17 protein-coding genes are annotated in these 20,607 nt (G+C 41.9%); 12 read left to right on the top strand and 5 right to left on the bottom strand.

Annotation, left to right across the window (positions count from 1 at the left end; translation table 11 throughout):
• The first annotated feature begins 43 nt into the window (after positions 1-43).
• Positions 44-943, top strand: coding sequence for a site-specific tyrosine recombinase XerD (gene xerD / locus AC1DU2_RS23180; RefSeq protein ID WP_477387227.1), 900 nt, complete (start codon positions 44-46; stop codon positions 941-943).
• A gap of 170 nt (positions 944-1,113) precedes the next feature.
• On the opposite strand, the gene AC1DU2_RS23185 is transcribed toward xerD, so the two are convergent.
• Positions 1,114-1,533: an acyl-CoA thioesterase gene (locus AC1DU2_RS23185; protein WP_477387229.1), complete on the bottom strand. Its 420-nt coding sequence runs from the start codon at positions 1,531-1,533 to the stop codon at positions 1,114-1,116.
• 170 nt (positions 1,534-1,703) lie between these two features.
• On the opposite strand from AC1DU2_RS23185, the gene AC1DU2_RS23190 reads away from it, so the two are divergent.
• The 9 genes from AC1DU2_RS23190 to AC1DU2_RS23230 all read left to right on the top strand — a co-directional run bounded on the left by AC1DU2_RS23190 (position 1,704) and on the right by AC1DU2_RS23230 (position 13,127).
• Positions 1,704-3,509, top strand: coding sequence for a M61 family metallopeptidase (locus AC1DU2_RS23190; protein ID WP_477387231.1), 1,806 nt, complete (start codon positions 1,704-1,706; stop codon positions 3,507-3,509).
• A gap of 73 nt (positions 3,510-3,582) precedes the next feature.
• Entirely contained in the window at positions 3,583-4,536 is a 954-nt protein-coding gene (locus tag AC1DU2_RS23195) for an adenylyltransferase/cytidyltransferase family protein (RefSeq protein ID WP_477387233.1), read from the top strand.
• Positions 4,537-4,659: 123 nt separating this feature from the next.
• Positions 4,660-6,903 (top strand): S41 family peptidase, encoded by a 2,244-nt coding sequence (locus AC1DU2_RS23200; RefSeq protein WP_477387235.1) that lies wholly within the window; start codon positions 4,660-4,662, stop codon positions 6,901-6,903.
• Between the two features lie 165 nt (positions 6,904-7,068).
• Complete coding sequence (gene rpsO, locus AC1DU2_RS23205) at positions 7,069-7,347, top strand: 30S ribosomal protein S15 (protein WP_477363850.1); 279 nt, start codon at positions 7,069-7,071, stop codon at positions 7,345-7,347.
• Between the two features lie 128 nt (positions 7,348-7,475).
• Complete coding sequence (gene pnp / locus AC1DU2_RS23210) at positions 7,476-9,611, top strand: polyribonucleotide nucleotidyltransferase (RefSeq protein ID WP_477363853.1); 2,136 nt, start codon at positions 7,476-7,478, stop codon at positions 9,609-9,611.
• A 168-nt stretch (positions 9,612-9,779) separates the two neighbouring features.
• Complete coding sequence (locus AC1DU2_RS23215) at positions 9,780-10,052, top strand: hypothetical protein (RefSeq protein ID WP_147060658.1); 273 nt, start codon at positions 9,780-9,782, stop codon at positions 10,050-10,052.
• A 116-nt stretch (positions 10,053-10,168) separates the two neighbouring features.
• Positions 10,169-10,819: a ribulose-phosphate 3-epimerase gene (gene rpe, locus AC1DU2_RS23220; RefSeq protein WP_477387237.1), complete on the top strand. Its 651-nt coding sequence runs from the start codon at positions 10,169-10,171 to the stop codon at positions 10,817-10,819.
• A 202-nt stretch (positions 10,820-11,021) separates the two neighbouring features.
• Entirely contained in the window at positions 11,022-12,089 is a 1,068-nt protein-coding gene (gene serC / locus AC1DU2_RS23225) for a 3-phosphoserine/phosphohydroxythreonine transaminase (RefSeq protein ID WP_477387239.1), read from the top strand.
• A gap of 84 nt (positions 12,090-12,173) precedes the next feature.
• Positions 12,174-13,127 (top strand): D-2-hydroxyacid dehydrogenase, encoded by a 954-nt coding sequence (locus tag AC1DU2_RS23230; RefSeq protein ID WP_477387241.1) that lies wholly within the window; start codon positions 12,174-12,176, stop codon positions 13,125-13,127.
• A gap of 578 nt (positions 13,128-13,705) precedes the next feature.
• Here the strand turns inward: AC1DU2_RS23230 and AC1DU2_RS23235 are convergent.
• The 4 genes from AC1DU2_RS23235 to AC1DU2_RS23250 all read right to left on the bottom strand — a co-directional run bounded on the left by AC1DU2_RS23235 (position 13,706) and on the right by AC1DU2_RS23250 (position 18,425).
• Positions 13,706-15,106, bottom strand: coding sequence for an MBL fold metallo-hydrolase (locus tag AC1DU2_RS23235; RefSeq protein WP_477387243.1), 1,401 nt, complete (start codon positions 15,104-15,106; stop codon positions 13,706-13,708).
• 142 nt (positions 15,107-15,248) lie between these two features.
• Positions 15,249-17,081 carry an ABC transporter ATP-binding protein gene (locus tag AC1DU2_RS23240; protein WP_477387245.1) on the bottom strand — a complete coding sequence of 611 codons (1,833 nt, stop codon included), beginning with the start codon at positions 17,079-17,081 and terminating at the stop codon, positions 15,249-15,251.
• A 30-nt stretch (positions 17,082-17,111) separates the two neighbouring features.
• Positions 17,112-17,639, bottom strand: coding sequence for a hypothetical protein (locus AC1DU2_RS23245; RefSeq protein ID WP_477387247.1), 528 nt, complete (start codon positions 17,637-17,639; stop codon positions 17,112-17,114).
• 9 nt (positions 17,640-17,648) lie between these two features.
• On the bottom strand, positions 17,649-18,425 hold the full coding sequence (locus tag AC1DU2_RS23250; RefSeq protein ID WP_477387249.1) for an SAM hydrolase/SAM-dependent halogenase family protein: 777 nt from the start codon (positions 18,423-18,425) through the stop codon (positions 17,649-17,651).
• A 101-nt stretch (positions 18,426-18,526) separates the two neighbouring features.
• Between AC1DU2_RS23250 and AC1DU2_RS23255 the strand changes: the two genes are divergently transcribed.
• The gene (locus tag AC1DU2_RS23255) at positions 18,527-19,486 is read left to right on the top strand and encodes a PhoH family protein (RefSeq protein WP_147060646.1); all 960 of its coding nucleotides are present in this window, start codon (positions 18,527-18,529) and stop codon (positions 19,484-19,486) included.
• A gap of 148 nt (positions 19,487-19,634) precedes the next feature.
• Positions 19,635-20,579: a phosphoribosylaminoimidazolesuccinocarboxamide synthase gene (locus AC1DU2_RS23260; RefSeq protein WP_477387251.1), complete on the top strand. Its 945-nt coding sequence runs from the start codon at positions 19,635-19,637 to the stop codon at positions 20,577-20,579.
• The last annotated feature ends 28 nt before the right edge of the window (positions 20,580-20,607 follow it).

Below are 20,607 nucleotides of genomic sequence, written 5' to 3' on the forward strand. Positions count from 1 at the left end.
AATATCTTGACTCTTTTCTTAAATACATTAAATTAAAATCAATTTGGATTGGCGTTCGGCAATAAAAGGTTTCCAGGCTTATTTGAAATTAGAGAAATCGCTGGCCGATAATTCTGTGGAGGCCTATAGCCGGGATATAGAAAAACTATACCAGTTTGCCGAAACCAAACCCTTTAAGCTGAAGCCGGAAACCATTACCTTAACCGATTTGCGGGAGTTTATTACCTGGGCGGCCGAGCTGGGTATGATCCCATCGTCCCAGGCGCGCATCCTATCGGGCATCAAGGCTTTTTACAAATACATGCTGATGGAGGATCTGATAAAAAGTGATCCATCGGAGTTATTGGAATCGCCCAAAATTCGGCGTAAGCTGCCCGATACACTCAGTTACCATGACATTAATAAACTGATAGCCGCCATCGATCTATCTAAACCCGAAGGCCCGCGCAACAAAGCGATATTAGAAACCTTGTACGGCAGCGGTCTGCGGGTTTCTGAATTAACCGAGCTAAAGCTATCAAACCTGTACCTGGATATTGAATTTATAAAAGTTACCGGCAAGGGTAATAAAGAGCGCCTGGTACCCATAGGTGCCGAAGCCATCAAAGCCATTAAAATTTATATCGAAAACCTGCGGGTGCACATTCCCACTAAAAAAGGCGAAGACGATATTGTATTTTTAAACAGGAGGGGGGCAAGGCTTAGCCGCCAGATGATATTTTTGATGATACAGGACCTGGCGCAAACTATCGGCCTTAAAAAAACAATCAGCCCGCACACCTTCCGCCACTCCTTTGCCACCCACCTGGTTGAAGGCGGCGCCGACCTGCGCGCCGTACAGGAAATGCTGGGCCACGAAAGCATCACCACAACCGAAATTTATACCCACCTGGATAGGGAGTATCTGAAAAGCACGATAAGCCAGTTTCACCCGAGGTCGTGAGTTGTGAGTTGTGAGTTGTGAGTTGTGAGTTGTGAGTTGTGAGTTGTGAGTTGTGAGTTGTGAGTTGTGAGTTGTGAGTTGTGAGTTGGATTATGTTAAATAGTCAAAACAATCTTCTTCAAAAGAACTTTTCCCAATGACCAATGACCAATGACCAATGACCAATGACCCTAAATAGTATAATGCGCAATCACATCCTCAGGTACCTTGGCGCTTCTTCCGGTAGCCATATCAATCATCACGTAGTCAAAATAGCCGTCGCAGCATACTTTGCCGGTGGCTTTGTTGCTTAGGCTGAATTTTACGCGGCAGCCTTTGTCGTCGATACTTTCGATGCCGGTTTTTACAATGAAGTAGTCGCCCATGGCGAGGGCACGTTTATAATCAACATGGGCAGTGCGTACTACCCAGCCAAAACCGCGCTCCATAAATTTTTCCATAGCCATGCCGTAGCAGCGTTCCATCTGATCGTACCGGGCGGCCAGTACATAATCAAAATATTTGCTGTTGTGTACGTGCTGAAACATGTCGATATCGTCCGGGCGCACACGAAACTCACTTTCGAAGGTAGAGTAGATTGGAGTATTCATGGAGGCAAATATAGTGATTGGGTTGGAGAGTGGTTGATTGGGTAAGGGGTTGATTAGGTGAGTGGTTGTATTTTAAGTTATAAAGAGGGGTGGGCTTAGTGCGATAAAAATATATTTGAGCGTTACAAAGTTGCGGCTGTTTTTCTATATTCGAAAAACTCTTATCTGCGATGAAAATACAATACAAATGGTGTTGGCTTGCCACCCTGTTTTTAAGCGTTAACTCCTTTGCACAGCAGCAACCGGTAAATATGCAATACGCTGTTTCGATGGAAAAGGCAGCCGATCATCTTTACCACGTTGAGCTTACCAATAAAACGCCAGGTAAAACACTCGATTTTAAAATATGTGCCTGGACTCCGGGTTATTACCAGCTTATTGATTTTGCCGCCGCGGTACAAAATTTTAAAGTAACCGATAGCAAAGGCGTAAATCTGAAGTGGCAAAAAGCCTCGGAAAATACCTGGCGCGTTTACCATAACAATCCTGGCGCTATAAAAATTTCATATGATGTTAAAGCCACGGTGCCCTTTGTAGGCAATATTTACCTTGATGAAACCCGGGGATACATTACTCCCGGCGGTTTGTTTATGTACCTGGATAATGAACTGCGGCATCCGGTTACCATAAAAATGACACCTTACAGCAAATGGAATGCGATGGTGGCCACGGGCTTAGATACCGTTGCAGGTAAATATCACCTGTACAAAGCCGATAATTTTGATGTACTGTATGATAGCCCTTTTTTAATGGGCGAACTTGAAGTACTGCCGCCGTTTACAGTTAAAAATAAACCACACAATTTTATTGGTTATAAGCTGCCGGACTTTGACAGGCAGGCATTTATGGACGATTTGAAAAAGATTGTGGTTACCGGCAGTAACATCATTGGCGAAATACCCTATACGCACTACACCTTTTTATCGATTGGTGCAGGCGGCGGTGGTATCGAACATCTAAACTCATCGTCGTTAAGTTTTAGCGGGGGCGAGGGCTTTAATTCGCCCGAGGCCAGGAAAAAGCTTTACAACTTTATAGCGCACGAGTATTTTCATCATTATAATGTTAAACGCATCAGGCCGGTTGAACTGGGGCCGTTTGATTATTCGAAAGCGAACCATACCAACATGCTTTGGGTATCTGAAGGGTTTACGGTTTATTACGAATATATGATAACAAGGCGCGCCGGTTTAATGACTGGCGAAGATATGCTCAAAGATTTTGAAGAAAATATTAAAAACTATGAGAATAAGCCGGGCCATTTTTACCAGTCGGCCACCCAGGCCAGTTATAATACCTGGAACGATGGGCCAAACGGCCGGGTAAATGAAGATATTAATAAAACCATATCCTATTATGACAAAGGCCCTGTGCTTGGCCTAATGCTCGATTTTAACATCAGGCATGCCACGCAAAATAAAAAAACACTTGATGATATAATGCGGCTGCTTTACTACAAGTATTATAAAAAACTTAACCGCGGTTTTACCGAAAAGGAATTTAGGACCGAGTGCGAAAAAATGGCCGGCACACCAATGCCCGAGCTGTTTGAATACGCATCAACCGTTAAGCCGCCCAATTATCCTAAATACTTTGCTTACGGTGGCTTACGGATCGATACCAATGCTACGGTTACTTATAACTCATGGGCCGGCATAAATTACAGGCAGCGACGCGATACATTAACTATTGGCACTGTTGAACCTAATTCGCCCGCATGGGAAAAAGGCATAAGGGGTGGAACAAAAATATTAACTGTTGAAGGCCAGCCGGCGACACAAAAATTGCTAAGCCAAACGCTGGAAGCAAAAAACACGGGCGATGCTTTAACCCTCACCATACAAAAAGGCACCGATAAACGGGATGTAACTATTATACTGGGCAGCAAAAAAGAAAAAACCTTTAAGATAAGCCCGCTACCCAACCCCGACCCGTTGCAGGCGGCTATTTATAAAAGCTGGATAGGGAGTCTGTAAAGTCAAAATTCAAAAATGACTTACAATTTTAAAGGTATTTGTTTGTAGCATTGTGGGGGGTAATTAAAACGTTATGAAAATTACAGAACAAAGATACCGGCTTGTTCAACTTGGTCTTGATGCGGACATACTAAACCATTACCGCGAGCCGCACCGGTTTTACCATACGCTGGAGCACCTGGACGATTTGTGCGGGCAACTGGAATTAAAAGGTTTTGCCGATAATGATACATTATTGCTTGCTACAGTATTTCATGACATTATTTATGATCCGCGTTCGGCTACCAACGAAGAGGATTCGGCGAAGTTTTTTAAAGAAGTGTTTAGTGGCGAACAGCGATTAAAGGATGAAGTTACGCAGATCATCCTCGATACCAAAACTCATCAGCCCAAAACAGAACTGTCAAAAGTGTTTTGTGATGCAGATTTAAACATTCTCACGCAGCCGTTTTATAAATTGCTGCAATATGAGCAGCAGATATTTAAGGAGTTTCAGTTTGTTGATTATGCCATTTACCGCGAAAAGAGGGCAGAGGTGTTGCGGAGTTTACAGCAAAATGTAAACAACCCCGCGCTGGAGTATTTAATTGATTACGTGCGTACCCGCCAGCCCAGGATAGCGGTTTACCCTGGTAGTTTTAACCCATTCCATAAGGGGCACTTTAATATACTGCAAAAAGCCGAGCAGGTTTTTGATAAGATAATTATAGCCCGCGGTGTTAACCCCGGTAAAGATGCCGCCAGTTATGCTTTACCCGATATTTTAAAGTACCGGCAATTAGCCACGTACGAAGGTTTGCTCACTGATTTTACTGGTAGCCTGGGCTACCCGGTAACAATAATCCGAGGCCTACGCAATGGATCGGATTTGCAATACGAATTAAACCAATACCGCTACATGCAGGAGCTTGGCGATAAAAGTATCAATATGATTGCCATATTTTGTGATATGGAGTTTGAGCATATCTCCAGCACCGGCATCAGGCAGCTGGAAAAATATGGGAAAGCCGGGGAGTATTTGGTTTAGCGGGGTGTTAAATGAGTAGTTAATTAGTGTTAAATCCGTTATTTTTTTATTCTGTTTACACATTAAACAGCCAAATTCAACGTTTACCTATTATACTAAACTTATAATCACCTATACCCATCTATGAAACCTTTTACCCTGCTATTATTAAGTATAGCATTTTTGGGCTGCCAAATTGTATCGGCCCAGGTGCAATATAACGGCAATATGGAACAATTATCTGCCGACAAAACCAAAGCCGCAGGCTGGTCTACCTATTTTCAGGCCGAACAACAAAAAGCTTATCCCGTAAAGGTTGATAGCCTGGTGAAACAGGATGGCAAATACTCATTATCAATTGAAAAGGTAAGTAACGAAAGTAGTTTCGGGGTAATTGATTACCCGATATTGAAATCATTTACCGGCAATAAAATACAGCTTAGGGGTTATATCAAAACAGAAAACGTTAAAAACGGCTATGCCGGTTTATGGCTGCGGATTGATGGCACCCCAGCCTTTGATAATATGCAAAACAGGGGCGTTACAGGTACTACCGATTGGAAGGAGTATGTGATTGATTTACCTTATGATGATGCCGCTGCCATAAATATTCATGGCGGCGCTTTGCTGGTTGGCGATGGTAAGGCCTGGGTTGATAATTTACGATTGTTTATAAACGGTAAACCCATTGAAAAGGCTACCAAAGTATTAACCAAATCCGGGATGGATACTGCTTACAACACAGGTTCAAAAATTGATACCATTCCGTTAAGCAAACAGCAAATAACTAACCTTACTGCTTTAGGCCAGGTTTGGGGCTTTTTAAAATACCACCACCCGGATGTGGCCAAAGGCAACCACAACTGGGACGCCGAATTATTCAGGGTGATGCCGCAGGTTTTAAAAGCAACAGACAACGCAGCTCTGAGCCACGCTATCGAAAAATGGGTAGATGGCTTTGAAGTTCCGCCGGTATGTGGCAACTGTAAAATCAAAGCCAGTCCGGATGAAATTAAGCTAAAACCCGATTACGGATTGTTGTTTAATAACCAGGTGCTATCGGCATCGCTTACCCAAAAACTTCAGTATGTTCTTGATAACCGTAACACGGGCGATAATTATTATATAGATATGGCCAGGTTTATTGGCAACCCGGTTTTTACCCATGAAGCCGCGTACTCCCAATTTACTTATCCCGATGCAGGCTACCGCTTGCTTACCTTGTACCGGTATTGGAGCATGATCAATTATTTTTATCCTTATAAATATTTGATAGGCGAAGACTGGAACAACGTACTCACAGATTGTATCCCCAAATTTGCCACGGCTGCCAATGCAAGCGACTATGCCCTGACTACGCTGGCATTGATAGCTCGCATTCATGATACGCACGCCAACATCTGGGGCTACAATAAAGCGCTAAACGCATTTAAAGGCAAATATCGCGTGCCTTTTGATGCTAAATTTATTGAAGACAAACTGGTAGTGACCGGCTATTTAAATGATACCCTTAATGTAAAGCAACTGGTAAAGGTTGGCGATGTTATAAAAACTATTAACGGCCAGCCTGTAAGCCAACTGATTGAAAAATATCTGCCATATACGCCTGCATCCAACTATGATACCCAGCTGCGCGATATACCGGGCACGTACCTGTTGCGCGGCAACACCGTTGCCTTAAACCTGGAATTATTAAGAGATGGACAGCCTATAAATACAACAGTAACTGCTTTGCCTGCCGATAAGATAAATTACAGCTCATTATATGACACCAAATCGCCGGGTTACTACGTAATTGATAAGGAAATTGGGTACGTATATCCCGGCAGGTACCATAACAAAGATCTATCTGGCATTAAGAAACTATTTAAAGATACCAAAGGTATAATAATAGATATGCGCTGCTACCCATCTGAATTTATGCCTTTCACTTTTGTTCCCTATATTAAAACCGGGAACGCCCGGTTTGTAAAGTTCACCAAGGCACAGGTTAATAACCCTGGCTTAATGGTAATTACAGATCCGCTGGGTATTAAGCCGGATAATGATTATAAGGGCAAAGTAGTGGTTATTGTAAACGCCGTATCGCAAAGCCAGGCCGAATATACTACTATGGCTTTCCAAAGCTCGCCCAATGTGACGGTTATTGGCAGTACAACCGCCGGTGCCGATGGTAATGTTTCGGCCATTATTTTACCCGGGGGTATTTCAACAATGATTTCGGGCCTGGGTATTTACTACCCTGATGGCACCGACACGCAGCGCAAAGGGGTAAAAATTGATGTTCCGATAAAGCCAACCATTAAAGGCATTAAAGAAGGCCGCGATGAGCTGTTGGAGCGGGCCAAAGCAATTATTTTAACAAATGATGAAGGTAAAACTAAATAACCGCGCGAAAATGATTTTTATAACCCCGGGGTCAGCAAGCGTATCAGCTACCCAATCAACCACTCACCAAATCTTTTGAATTTTGAATTTTTACTTTTGAATTTAATCACTATCTTTGCACCCACAATTAACAAAAGTATTTAACGCTTTAATATTATTCAAGTAATGTATTTAGGTAAAGAGTCAAAGGCAGAGATCTTTGCAAAACACGGTAAGAGTGCTACAGACACTGGTTCAACCGAAGGTCAGGTAGCATTATTCACACACCGCATCGCGCACTTAACTGGTCACCTTAAGAAAAACAAACACGATTTTTCTACCCAGTTATCACTGCAAAAATTAGTAGGTAAACGCCGCGGTTTGTTAGCGTACCTGTACAAAAAAGACATTGAAAGATATCGTGCTATCATCAAAGCTTTACAGCTAAGGGATATCATTAAATAATTCWCATACTTTTTATTGAAAAGCCATCCCGATTTTGTGGATGGCTTTTTTACTTTTGAAAAAATTATATACACACATAAAAACCGGTGCGCTCCGAAAGATGAAAAGTGCACCACAACAAAAAGAAGATGAGTTTAAACGTAATTAAAAAAGTTATTGATTTAGGTGACGGCCGCACCATTGAGATCGAAACAGGTAAACTGGCCAAACAGGCAGATGGCTCTGTAGTTATTAAAATGGGTGATACCATGTTATTGGCTACCGTAGTATCGTCGCCGGAAGCGAAAGAGGGAGTTGATTTTTTACCCCTTTCTGTTGATTACCAGGAAAAATACGCTGCTACCGGCCGCATCCCGGGTGGCTTTTTACGCCGCGAGGCACGTTTGTCAGACTATGAGGTTTTAATCTCGCGTTTGGTTGACCGTGCATTACGCCCGTTATTTCCTTCAGATTATCACGCTGATACACAGGTGATGATCTCTTTAATTTCGGCCGATAAAGATATCATGCCCGATTGCCTTGCCGGTTTGGCAGCATCAGCAGCATTATCTGTATCAAACATTCCTTTTAATGGCCCTATTTCTGAAGTTCGTGTTGCTAAAATTGATGGTCAGTTGGTAATTAACCCAACTTTAAGCCAACTTGAGCGTGCTACTTTAGAATTTATTGTTGCAGGTAGTGAGCATGACATCAACATGGTTGAAGGAGAATCGAAAGAGATCCAGGAAGCCGAATTGGTTGAAGCTATTAAATTTGCGCATACGGCTATTAAAATTCAATGTTTAGCTCAAAAAGAGTTGACTATTGAAGTTGGTAAAACCGAAAAACGTGTTTACAACCATGAGCACAGCAACGAGGATTTGAAAAAAGCCATCTACGCTGCTACTTATGAGCAGGTTTACGCTATCGCGTCTTCTGCATCTGCAAAAGACGAGCGCTCGGCAAAATTCAAAGAAGTTCGTGATGCTTATATCGCTACTTTAGGCGAAATTGATGATATCACTAAAGGGCTTGCAAAAAAATATTATCATGATGTAGAGTATGATGCTATCCGTAACCTTGTATTAGATGAAGGCAAACGTTTAGATGGCCGTACAACTACCCAGATTCGCCCAATATGGAGCGAAGTTGGTTATTTACCATCTGCTCACGGTTCTGCGGTATTTACCCGTGGCGAAACCCAGGCATTAACCACCGTTACTTTAGGTGCTAAGGATGATGAGCAAATGATTGATGGTGCGTTCATCAACGGTTACCAAAAATTCTTGTTGCACTACAATTTCCCTGGTTTTTCAACCGGCGAAGTTCGTCCGAACAGGGGTGCTGGTCGCCGCGAAATTGGTCACGGTAACCTGGCTATGCGTTCATTAAAACAAGTATTACCATCTGAGGACGAGAATCCATACACCATCCGTATCGTTTCTGATATTTTAGAATCTAACGGTTCATCGTCAATGGCTACGGTTTGTGCCGGTACATTGGCTTTGATGGATGCTGGTATCAAAATCAAATCGCCGGTATCTGGTATCGCGATGGGATTGATCACCAACGAAATGGGTACTAAATATGCTATTTTATCTGACATCCTGGGCGACGAAGATCATTTAGGTGATATGGACTTTAAAGTAACAGGTACCGTTAATGGTATTGTTGCTGTACAAATGGACTTGAAAATTAATGGCCTATCGTACGAAGTGTTAACCAACGCTTTAAACCAGGCTAAAGATGGTCGTTTACATATCCTTGGCGAGATGGCTAAAACCATTACAGCCCCTCGTGTTGATCTGAAACCACACGCACCGCGTATTGTTACCATTAAAATTGATAAAGAATTTATTGGTGCAGTTATCGGGCCCGGTGGTAAAATCATCCAGGAAATGCAACGCGAAACCGGTGCAACTATTTCTATCGAAGAAAAAGACAACCAGGGTATCGTTCAGATTTTTGCCGACAACAAGGCATCTATCGACCAGGCTCTATCGCGCATCCGCAACATTGCTTCTAAACCAGAAGTAGGCGAGATATACGAAGGTAAAGTGAAATCAATTATGCCGTTTGGTGCGTTTGTTGAGATTATGCCAGGTAAAGATGGCTTGTTACACATATCTGAAATTGACCACCGCAGGATCGAAAAAATGGATGGTATATTTGAGGTTGGCGACGAGGTAAGGGTTAAACTGCTTGATGTAGATAAACAAGGTAAACTTAAGTTATCGCGCAAAGCGTTATTACCGAGGCCGGAAGCCCCAAAATCAGAAAAATAACTGTAAATATCACATATGCAAAACCCTCTTTATGAGGGTTTTGCTATTTTATTTGGTTTTTTTATACTTTTTTTGAGAAAAATTAAAACAAAAGTTGGATGTTTAAACTTTGTATTAGTTAATAGATAGTTGAATAAACCATAAAATCCGATCCTGCTTGTAAAAACGATGACCCCTGCTACAAACGATCCTTTAGATTTTCTTAACAGTAATCCGCAGGGAATGCAACCGGCTACGCAAACCGATTTGGTTCAGTTGTTGCTCTATGAGATCATCCGGGTTAAAGAATTAATATTGTATTATGACTCCATTCCCAATGGAGGAGGGCAACTTGGTTCATCAATTTTGAATGAACTGGTATCAGAGGCCTATCAATCGCTTGTAAACTACGATACGGTACTGATGAAAAAGTACTATGATTTGTTGCTGAACTGCGATTAAGCTGGATATGTGCAGATATGCAGATTTTAGATGTGCAGATGTTTACTCCTTTTTTTTTAAGATAAAACTTTACAAATAATTGCCGGTTGCAATGTTGGGGATTTATATATTTGCACATGAACCATCTGATAGCGCCATCTATTTTAGCAGCCGACTTTGCCAACCTGCAACGCGATATTGAAATGATCAATAACAGCGAAGCTGATTGGGTGCATGTTGATATTATGGATGGTATGTTTGTGCCAAATATCTCTTTTGGTTTCCCGGTTGTTGCTGCCACAAAAAGGCATGCCACCAAACCGCTGGATGTTCACCTGATGATTGTTGATCCTGATAGGTACCTTAAGGCATTTAAAGATGCCGGCGCCAATGGTATCACTGTTCATTACGAAGCCTGCCCGCATTTGCACCGCACTGTACAAGCTATTAAAGAGCTTGGCTGCAGGGCAGGAGTAGCCCTTAACCCGCATACGCCTGTTGCTTTATTGGAGGATATTATAGCCGACCTTGATATGGTGCTTATCATGTCTGTTAATCCTGGTTTTGGCGGCCAAAAGTTTATTGCCAATACCTACAAAAAACTTAACGATTTAAAGGCGCTGAGTGAAAAGAAAAATCCGGGCTTATTTATTGAAGTTGATGGCGGCGTAGATCAAAACAATGTTAAAGAATTGTTGCAAGCAGGTGCAAATGTGTTTGTTGCGGGCAGTTCTGTGTTCTCGTCGGCCATACCGGCCGATGCGATATATAACCTCAAACACCCTTAAAAGTTATTACAATTGTAATAATTACTACCAACCTTATAGGATAAATTTGATATTTGCAATCAAAAAGGCTTTTGTTGATTAATTGTATATTTTTTCAAAAAACGTAAATTAATCCTATGAATTTTGTCAAATTGATTAACTTCGGCCCAACTAAATACAAAGTTCCTAATCAAGTATTCAGAACCTACAATTCGTTAATTATATGAAACATAATTTTGGTGCCGGACCAGGCATTTTACCTCAGGAGGTTTTAAAACAAGCTTCCGAGGCGGTTATTGATTTTAATGGTACAGGATTATCATTGCTGGAGATCTCTCACCGGTCGAAAGAATTTGAAGCAGTTTTGAATGAAGCTGTTGCATTGGTAAAAGAATTATTTGCTGTGCCAGAAGGTTATTCGGTGCTATTTTTACAAGGCGGCGCCAGCACGCAGTTTGCCATGGCCCCTTACAATTTATTGCCATCAACAGGCAAAGCCGCTTACCTGGAAACAGGTGTTTGGGCTAACAAAGCCTTGAAAGAAGCTAAGTTTTTTGGCGAAGTAGAGATTGTTGCCTCTTCAAAAGCCGATAATTTTACTTACATCCCTAAAGATTATACTATTCCTGCTGATGCGGCTTACTTCCACATCACTTCAAACAATACCATTTATGGTACACAGTTACAGGAATTCCCAAAATCACCCGTGCCGGTTGTTTGCGATATGTCGTCAGATATTTTCAGCCGTAAAATTAACGTTGCCGACTTTGGTTTAATTTATGCCGGCGCTCAAAAAAACATGGGCCCTGCAGGTGTTACCTTGGTTATAGTTAAAGACGATATTTTAGGTAAAGTTGACCGTAAAATTCCGGCGATGCTTAATTACCAGGTACAAATTGAAGGCGGATCGATGTACAATACGCCTCCGTGTTTTGCTATTTACGTATCGATGCTTACGCTGCAATGGTTAAAAGCCAAAGGCGGTGTTGAAGTTATTGAGCAGGAAAACATAACCAAAGCCAGGGTATTATATGACGAGATTGAACGTAACCCGTTATTTAAACCTGTTTGCGCTACAGAAGATCGCTCGCACATGAACGTAACCTTTGTAATGGAAAATCCTGAACTGGAAAAACCATTCCTGAAACTATGCGACGAAAGAGGTATAGTAGGCATCAAAGGCCACAGAAGCGTTGGTGGTTTCCGCGCGTCAATTTACAATGCATTGCCAATAACCAGCGTTTACGCCCTGATTGACGCAATGCAGGAGTTTGCTGAAGGAAATAAATAATTTAGTCATCAGTCATTGGTCATTAGTCATTTTGGATGGCGGATAGACCAATGACTAATGACCAATGACTAATGACAAAATAAGATGATCAAAATATTAGCTAATGACGGTATCGACCCAATTGGAAAACAGCTTTTAGAAGAAGCCGGTTTTATTGTTGATACCAATAACATTCCGCAGGATGAATTGCCTGTAAGATTACAAGAGTACGATGCCATTACTGTACGCAGTGCAACTAAAGTGCGTAAAGCGCTTATTGATGCCTGCCCAAATCTTAAAGTGATTGGCCGTGGTGGCGTTGGTATGGATAACATTGATGTAGAATATGCAAGGGAAAAAGGCCTGAGCGTTTATAATACACCTGCATCTTCTTCACTATCCGTTGCCGAACTTGTTTTTGCCAGTTTATTTGGCGCGGTTAGGTTTTTGCCAGATAGCAACCGCAAAATGCCGGTTGAAGGTGGTACTAAATTTAACGACCTGAAAAAGGCTTACGCAAAAGGTATCGAACTGCGCGGTAAAACTTTAGGTATTGTTGGCTTTGGCCGTATCGGCCGCGAGGTAGCTAAAATAGCTATCGGCGTTGGTATGGAAGTTTTGGCTTACGATTTGTTTCCGTTTAACCCTGAGTTGGATATTGTTTTAGGTGGTGGTACAAATGTTAAGGTAAGTGTAAAAACTTCATCTTTAGAAGAGGTAACTAAAACGGCCGATTTCATTACTTTGCACACGCCATTTATTGACAAGGCTCTGTTTGGCGCCGAGGAATTGGCATTAACCAAAAAAGGTGTTGGCTTTGTAAATATTTCACGCGGTGGTTTAATTGACGAATTGGCTTTAGTTGACGCGTTAAACAGTGGCCAGGTTTCATTTGCAGCCTTAGATGTATTTGATAACGAGCCTACCCCTCGCGAAGAGATCCTGAAACACCCCAAAATTTCTTTAACCCCTCACATTGGCGCAGCCACCAACGAGGCCCAGGAAAGAATAGGTGTGGAGCTTGCGAACCTGATCATAGATCATTTTAAGAAAGCATAAATACTAATTTCACGGATTGAATCGAATTTCACGAATTTGATTCAATTCGAATTTTTAAATAAAGCAAATGGCACGAATTCTTATTATGAGTTCGTGCCATTTGCTTTTGGTCTATTTATCTTTAAATTAAAGAAAGCAGTATTTACACATTAATTAGTTCAATTTGCAAGGTTAGCAAGTGTTTTATTCTTCGGTATAATATTATGGCCGGGATTAACTTAGGGTCTCTTTAACAGGTATGTGATACAAGCCAATACTATTGTACCTAAAACAACATACAAAAAATAAAGAGCAAACTTTCCTGTTTTTCTCCATCGGGTGTATTCAAGGAACTTCCCCTTATTTGTGCTATAAATAATGAGCGTGACTATCAATAGCAATATGAGGCCAGGGATAAAAATCATTGGTAAGGGTTATCTAATTGTGCGTTTAGCTGTTAAATTCAAAATAATAGCCTTGCGTATTTTTCAAAACTCTGTAGGAAGTCCATTGCTTAATCAATCAATTCAACTTATCAATTCTCAAAATTCGTGATAATTCGCTCCAATCCGTGAAATTGGTGTTAAATGAAATTCGTGTCAAATATCATACGTTAGATCCTTTTCCGGTATGGTAACGTTATACCCTTCATCTTCAAGGGAAGCAGCCAGCAGCTTCATGCTTTCTCCCTCGCCATGTACCAGGAATACGTTCTTTAGCTTGGTTTTATCGTGCTGTTTCACATTATCTAAAAGGTCCTGGTGGTCGCCGTGGGCACTTAGTACATCGGTTTGTTTAATAGTTGCGTAAACGGCTAATTCACGGTCTTTGATGTGAACAATAGGATCGCCCCGCAGCAAACGGTGCCCCAGGGTACCCTTGGCGCAATAGCCAATAAACAGGATAGTGCAGTAGTAATTTTGAATATTGTAAAACAAGTGGTCCTGGATACGGCCGCCCTCCAGCATTCCTGCCGACGAGATGATGATGCAAGGCTCCCAGTAATTAGAGATTTGGCGGCTATCCTTCAGGGTTTCTACATAGGTAAGGTTATCAAATTCAAACTCGTCGCCCTTATCTTTATAAAAATCCTGGGCTTCCTGATTTACCAGGCTATGGTATTTGCGGAAGATGCCGGTTGCAATGGTAGCCATCGGGCTATCAACAAAAACCTTTACAGCCGGCAATAATCCTTCAGTGAAAATCTTATTTAATGAATATACCAACGATTGGGTGCGCCCGATACTAAAAGCCGGGATAATCAAACGGCCTTGTTCTTTAATGCATGCCTTTTCAATAACTTCAACAAGGGTTTCTTCCACCGATTTGCCTTTGGTGTGATAACGGCCGCCGTAAGTTGATTCTGATACCAGGAAATCAACAGGAGGCAATTCCTGCGGATCATTTAATACCGGGTAATTTTTTCGGCCGATATCGCCGGTAAAGGCGATTGATTTTTCTTCGCCGTTTTCGGTTACTTTTAAAACAGCAGATGCCGCACCCAGCAAGTGGCCAACCGGGATAAAAGTAAGCTCGATATCACCGTTAATCCTGAACGGACGGTTAAAGCCAATGGTAACAAAACGTTCCACCGTGTCCATCACGTGCTTTTGCAAATAAAGTGGCTGTGGGCCACCGCCCGAATTGAATTTGCCTTTACCGCGTTTGCGGTTACCCTTGCCTGCCTTATTCATGAAAATGCTTACAGAATCAAGCAATAATAGCTCCGTCAAATCGGCAGTAGGGGGAGTGCATAAGATCTGGCCGTTAAAGCCAAGCCTTACCAGTGTAGGTAAATTACCAGAGTGATCGATGTGCGCATGTGTAAGTATTACCACGTCAATCTCTTCCGGCCGAAAAGGAAAGTTTTCGTTTGATTGTATGCTGCGGTCCCTCTCATAATCTAACCCGCAATCCACTAATATTTTGTATTGGCCTACCTGCAGCAAATGCATGCTGCCGGTTACCTGTCGGGCCGCCCCGTGTATGGTTAATTTCATTTGTTACGTTGAACGTTGTACGTATTACGTTATACGTTTATTTGCTGAGTAATGGCCGTTTCGCCACACATCTTAAGTTGTGAATATAATAGTTTATGCAGTGTTTTTCCAAACGTATAACGTAAAACGTTCAACGTCTCACCTAACTGGTTTGTGTTTCAAACTGCAGCTGACTTAAATAACGGTAAAGCCCTTGCTCGTTGCCGATGAGTTCCTGGTGACTGCCACTTTCGATGATCTCGCCTTTTTCCAGAACGATGATCTTATCAGCCTCGCGGATGGTTGATAAACGGTGGGCGATAATGATAGATGTGCGGTCTTTCATCAACTCTTCCAAAGCTTCCTGTACCAGGCGTTCCGATTCAGAATCTAAAGATGACGTTGCCTCATCCAATATCAATATGGATGGATTTTTAAGCAATGCCCTTGCTATGGCTATACGCTGACGCTGTCCGCCAGATAATTTCACCCCGCGCTCGCCAACAATGGTTTCATAACTCTCGGGGAACGATAGTATAAACTGGTGCGCGTTTGCCCGTTTTGCAGCTTGTATAATATCTTCTTTTGATGCATTCAAACGGCCGTAAGCAATGTTCTCTAATATCGATCCGCCAAAAAGCAATACATCCTGTGGCACTATGGCCACCTGGTTGCGGATATCGGTTATTGAGTATTCATCAGCCGCGCGGCCATCAAATAAAATAGTACCGTTTTGCGGGTGATAAAATTGTAATATAAGCGACGCCATGGTAGATTTACCCGAACCGCTTGGTCCAACAATGGCTACTTTTTGGCCTGCTGCGGCATTAAAAGAAATGCCTTTCAGGATAGTTAACTCCGACCGGGATGGGTAGGCAAATACCACATTCTCGAATGACAAGTCGCCTTTAATAGGCTGGTCTATTTTGTTATTGCTTTCTACCATCGAGATGTCTTCGCCCTTTTCGGCCAGTATCTCCAACACACGCTCGCTTGCCCCAACTGCTTTTTGCAGGTTGGCGTACAAGTCTGGGAAACTGCCCATAGCGGCGCCTACAAATATGGAGTACATGATAAAGGTGGTCAAATCGCCTACATAAATTTCTTTGTGACTTACCAAAACTGATCCATACCATATTACGCCCACAAATGTCCCAAATAAGCAGAACACGATGAACGAAGCAAAAATCCCGCGAAATTTGGCCCCTTTAACGGCGATATCAACTACGTTGCGTAATATTTTATCGTACCGGGTAGCCTCGTAAGCCTCGTTTACAAATGCCTTTACATTGGCAATGCCTTGCAGGGTTTCTTCAACAATTGTATTTGACTCTGCTAATTTATCCTGTGCCTGGCGTGAAAGTTTGCGAATAAACTTGCCAAAAAAAACGGCAAAAGCTACCAAAAAAGGCAAAACCGCCAACACTGCAAGAGTTAGCTTTAGGGATACAATGGCCAGAAATGTAACACCACCAACCATGATCACAACCTGCCTCACAATTTCTGCAACTGTAGTAGTTAATGTGTCCTGAATTTGAGAGAGATCAGCAGATATGCGGCTGTTCAATTCACCAACCCGACGGTTGGCAAAAAAGTTCATGGGTAGCGTTATAAGTTTAAAATACGTATCCTTCCTAATATCGGCTAATGATTTTTCGGCCACCTGAACAAACCAAACCACTCTGAAAAATGATATAAAGGCCTGTCCAAATAGCAATACAAACCCAAAAATAGCTATGTAATTTAAGCTATGTGGTAAAAACGAATATTTGTATTTACCCTGCGCTGCATCTATTAAAGCACCCAAGATAGCGGGGAATGCCAAACCAACCAGGCTTGATATGAATAGAAATAACATTCCTGCCGCAAATTTTCCCCGGTATGGTTTAATGTAAGTGAGCAGTTTACGGATATTCTGGATGCTCTGCCTGTTAATTTTTGCTTTGGGTAGTTCGGCTTCTGCTTTAGCGCCACTGTTCAGTCTTCCTCGTGCCATTTATAGTTTTAAGTAGTTACGGGCGCGAAATTACGCCTTCCCTTTGTTTTTTTGGTAAAGCAAATACAAAATTGACGCAAGCATGAGCACAATAACCGTAATATAGATGGGAGTTGAACTGTTTGTCTGCGCTTTGTTTTTGGCAGCCTGGTTTTTTAACTGGGCGTTCTGCTGCCTTAATTTGCTTATTGTAAGCAGAAAATTGTGGTTTATGGTCTCGGCCTCTTTGCTGTGGCTTTGAATTAGCCTTTGTTGGAAGGCGCTATATTCAAATAGTATTTTTAATTCTTTAAATATCGCATCATCTGTACGGGCAATGTCCATCAGTATGCTGTTTGATCTGCGGATGTCATCTTTGGTTTGCAAACCGAAAATGCCGGTATGCTGGCTTAAGCTTTGGCTGTATTGGCCAAATTTGGCTTTGCGGGCGGCCAGCATTGTATTTATCTTTTTGCGTTGAAGCTGATAAGCAACGGAATCGGAGCTAGCCTGCGATTGCGCAAGCACGCCGCCTATAGCAAAAAAATACAACAAGCCAAACAGTAGCAGTTTTTTCATATCCTAAATTTACTGAAATTCGATGATAACCTTATCATTAAGGTTTAAGCCCAGCAGGCCGCTGGCATTGCCTTTATTGATGGCAATTTCCAAATGGTCGCTTATGCCAAACAGGCAAAGTTTTTCGCCAACGGGTACCTCGTTATAATGCCAGCTCAGGTGATTGATGGTTTCGTTACGTTTAAAATTAAGTACAAACTTACGGCCCTGCTGCACGCCGTTAAAAAACTCCTTGGTAATATTGGTTATCACATTTTGAAACGAATCGATATAGATCACTACCCCCTTGATCAGGTTTTTTTCAATAACAGGCTGCAGGTTCATTTTGTTTTCGATGTCATGCACAGGCAGGCCAATTTCGCTCAGTTTGCCCCCTTTGGCCAGGTGGCAGGCGGCTTTAACAAAAATATCTGCAAGCGGAAAATGCAGGAACTTTAAATCCTGCATAATGTTTATCTCTACAATTTCCTCCGGGTCGGTATCAAACATCAGCGAAAAAATTCCATTATCGGCACCCACAAAATAATGTTTTTTGTACCTTACCGCCAGGTACTTGGTATGGTCGCTGTAAACAGTATCAATACCTATAAGGTGTACGGTATCTTCGGGGAAGTAATAAAAACTGTTTTTTAATATAAAAGCGGCCTGTTGCACGTTAAAGGCCGCCACACTGTTGGTAATATCAACAATATTAACTGTTGGCAACGATTTATAGATGCTGCCTTTTAAAGCAGCCTGGTAAATGTCCTTATCGCCCAAATCAGTAGTTAATGTTATTATTGCCATTAATTTTATAAATATTTATTGCTAATCTTGTAATAGCATTTGAAGCTACAAATATTCAATTTTTAATTCATAAAAATCCGTAACTAAAAAATCAATTAGTATTGAACGAACTTAAGCTATCAATTGAAAACGTAAATCCAGCCGTATTGTGGGGGCCAAATAATGATCATTTTGAGATCATTAAGAAACAATATCCCAAGCTTAAAATTGTTGCACGAGGCAGCGAAGTAAAAGTTTTGGGTGATGATCACGAACTGAATGTTTTCCAGGAAAAATTCTCGCATCTGCTTGCTCATGTTGAAAAATTCGAGAACCTGAACATTACCGATCTTGAACGTATTTTAGGATCAAAAGTATCTTCAAATTCATCGTCTGAGCCCGTAACTGATAAGTTTGCCAGTGGCGAAGTTATCGTTTTTGGTCCGAATGGTGTAATGGTGAAAGCCCGAACCGCCAACCAGCGTAAAATGGTTGATAGCATAAACCAAAGCGATATTTTATTTGCTATTGGCCCTGCTGGTACCGGTAAAACTTATACCGCGGTTGCATTGGCAGTACGTGCGTTAAAGAACAAAGAAATTAAACGCATTATTTTAACCCGCCCGGCGGTTGAAGCAGGGGAGAACCTTGGCTTTTTGCCCGGCGATTTAAAAGAAAAGATTGACCCGTATCTGAGGCCATTGTACGATGCGCTTGATGATATGATCCCGGCAGAGAAATTGAAATTTTACCTGGAGAACCGTACCATCGAGATTGCACCACTGGCTTTTATGCGTGGCCGTACCCTGGATAATTGCTTTGTGATATTGGATGAGGCCCAAAACGCTACCGATATGCAATTAAAAATGTTCCTGACGCGTATGGGGCCATCGGCAAAATTTATTGTTACCGGCGATGTAACCCAGATAGATTTGCCCAAAAAACAGCAATCGGGCCTGCACACCGCGCTACGCATATTAACAGATATAAAAGGAATAGAAATAGTATACCTAAGCGGCGAAGACGTTGTACGCCATAAACTGGTACGCAAGATTTTGGCAGCTTACGGGGATATACAGTAAGAAGGTAGTATCGAGTAGTTGATTTCAGTATCAAGTAGTTAGTATCAAGTATCAAGATTTTTAATTGCAAGAGTTAATACTTGCTACTTGATACTAACTACTTGATACTGGTCTTGCTACTTGATACTTACTACTTGATACTAAAATTATGAACGCAATAAAAGAAACACATTTTAACTTTCCGGGCCAGACAGGCTTTTATAAAGGGAAAGTACGCGATGTATATACGATAGAAAATAAGTACCTGGCCATGGTAGTGTCCGATAGGATCTCGGCGTTTGATGTGGTACTACCCGAGGCTATCCCTTACAAGGGGCAGGTGCTTAACCAGATAGCCGCACGTTTTTTAAAGGCTACCAGCGATATTGTACCCAACTGGGTAATATCCGTGCCCGATCCAAGTGTTACCATTGGCCGCATTTGCGAGCCTTTTAAGGTGGAGATGGTGATACGGGGATATCTGGCAGGCCATGCTGCACGTGAATACGCGGCCGGCCGAAGGCTGGTTTGCGGCGAAGCGCTGCCCGAAGGCTTGAAAGAAAACGATATCCTGCCTGAGCCAATAATTACGCCTACTACCAAAGCATCGGTAGGGCATGATGAAGATATTTCAAAAGCAGATATCCTGGCGAAGGGTATTGTATCTGCCGAAGATTATGCCCAATTGGAGGCATATACTAAAGCTCTGTTTGCACGGGGTACCGAAATTGCCGCTAAGCAAGGCTTAATATTGGTTGATACCAAATATGAATTTGGTAAGGTAGATGGCGTTATTTATTTAATAGATGAAATTCATACCCCCGATTCGTCAAGGTATTTTTATAAGGAAGGGTATGAGGATCGCCAGCAAAAAGGTGAGCCGCAAAAACAACTTTCAAAAGAGTTTGTACGCAAATGGCTGATTGAAAACGGTTTCCAGGGTAAAGAAGGACAAGTTGTTCCTGTAATGACAGAAGAAATTGTTGCGTCGATATCTGAACGGTATATCGAACTTTATGAAAAGATCATAGGTGAAACGTTTGTAAAATCGGATACAGAAAGTGTGTTGAACAGGGTTGAAACCGCTATAAAGAATGCGCTTAGTATTATGTAATTTTTAATTACACATAAATTAATCATAT

The organism is Mucilaginibacter sp. P4_C11 (assembly GCF_056402115.1).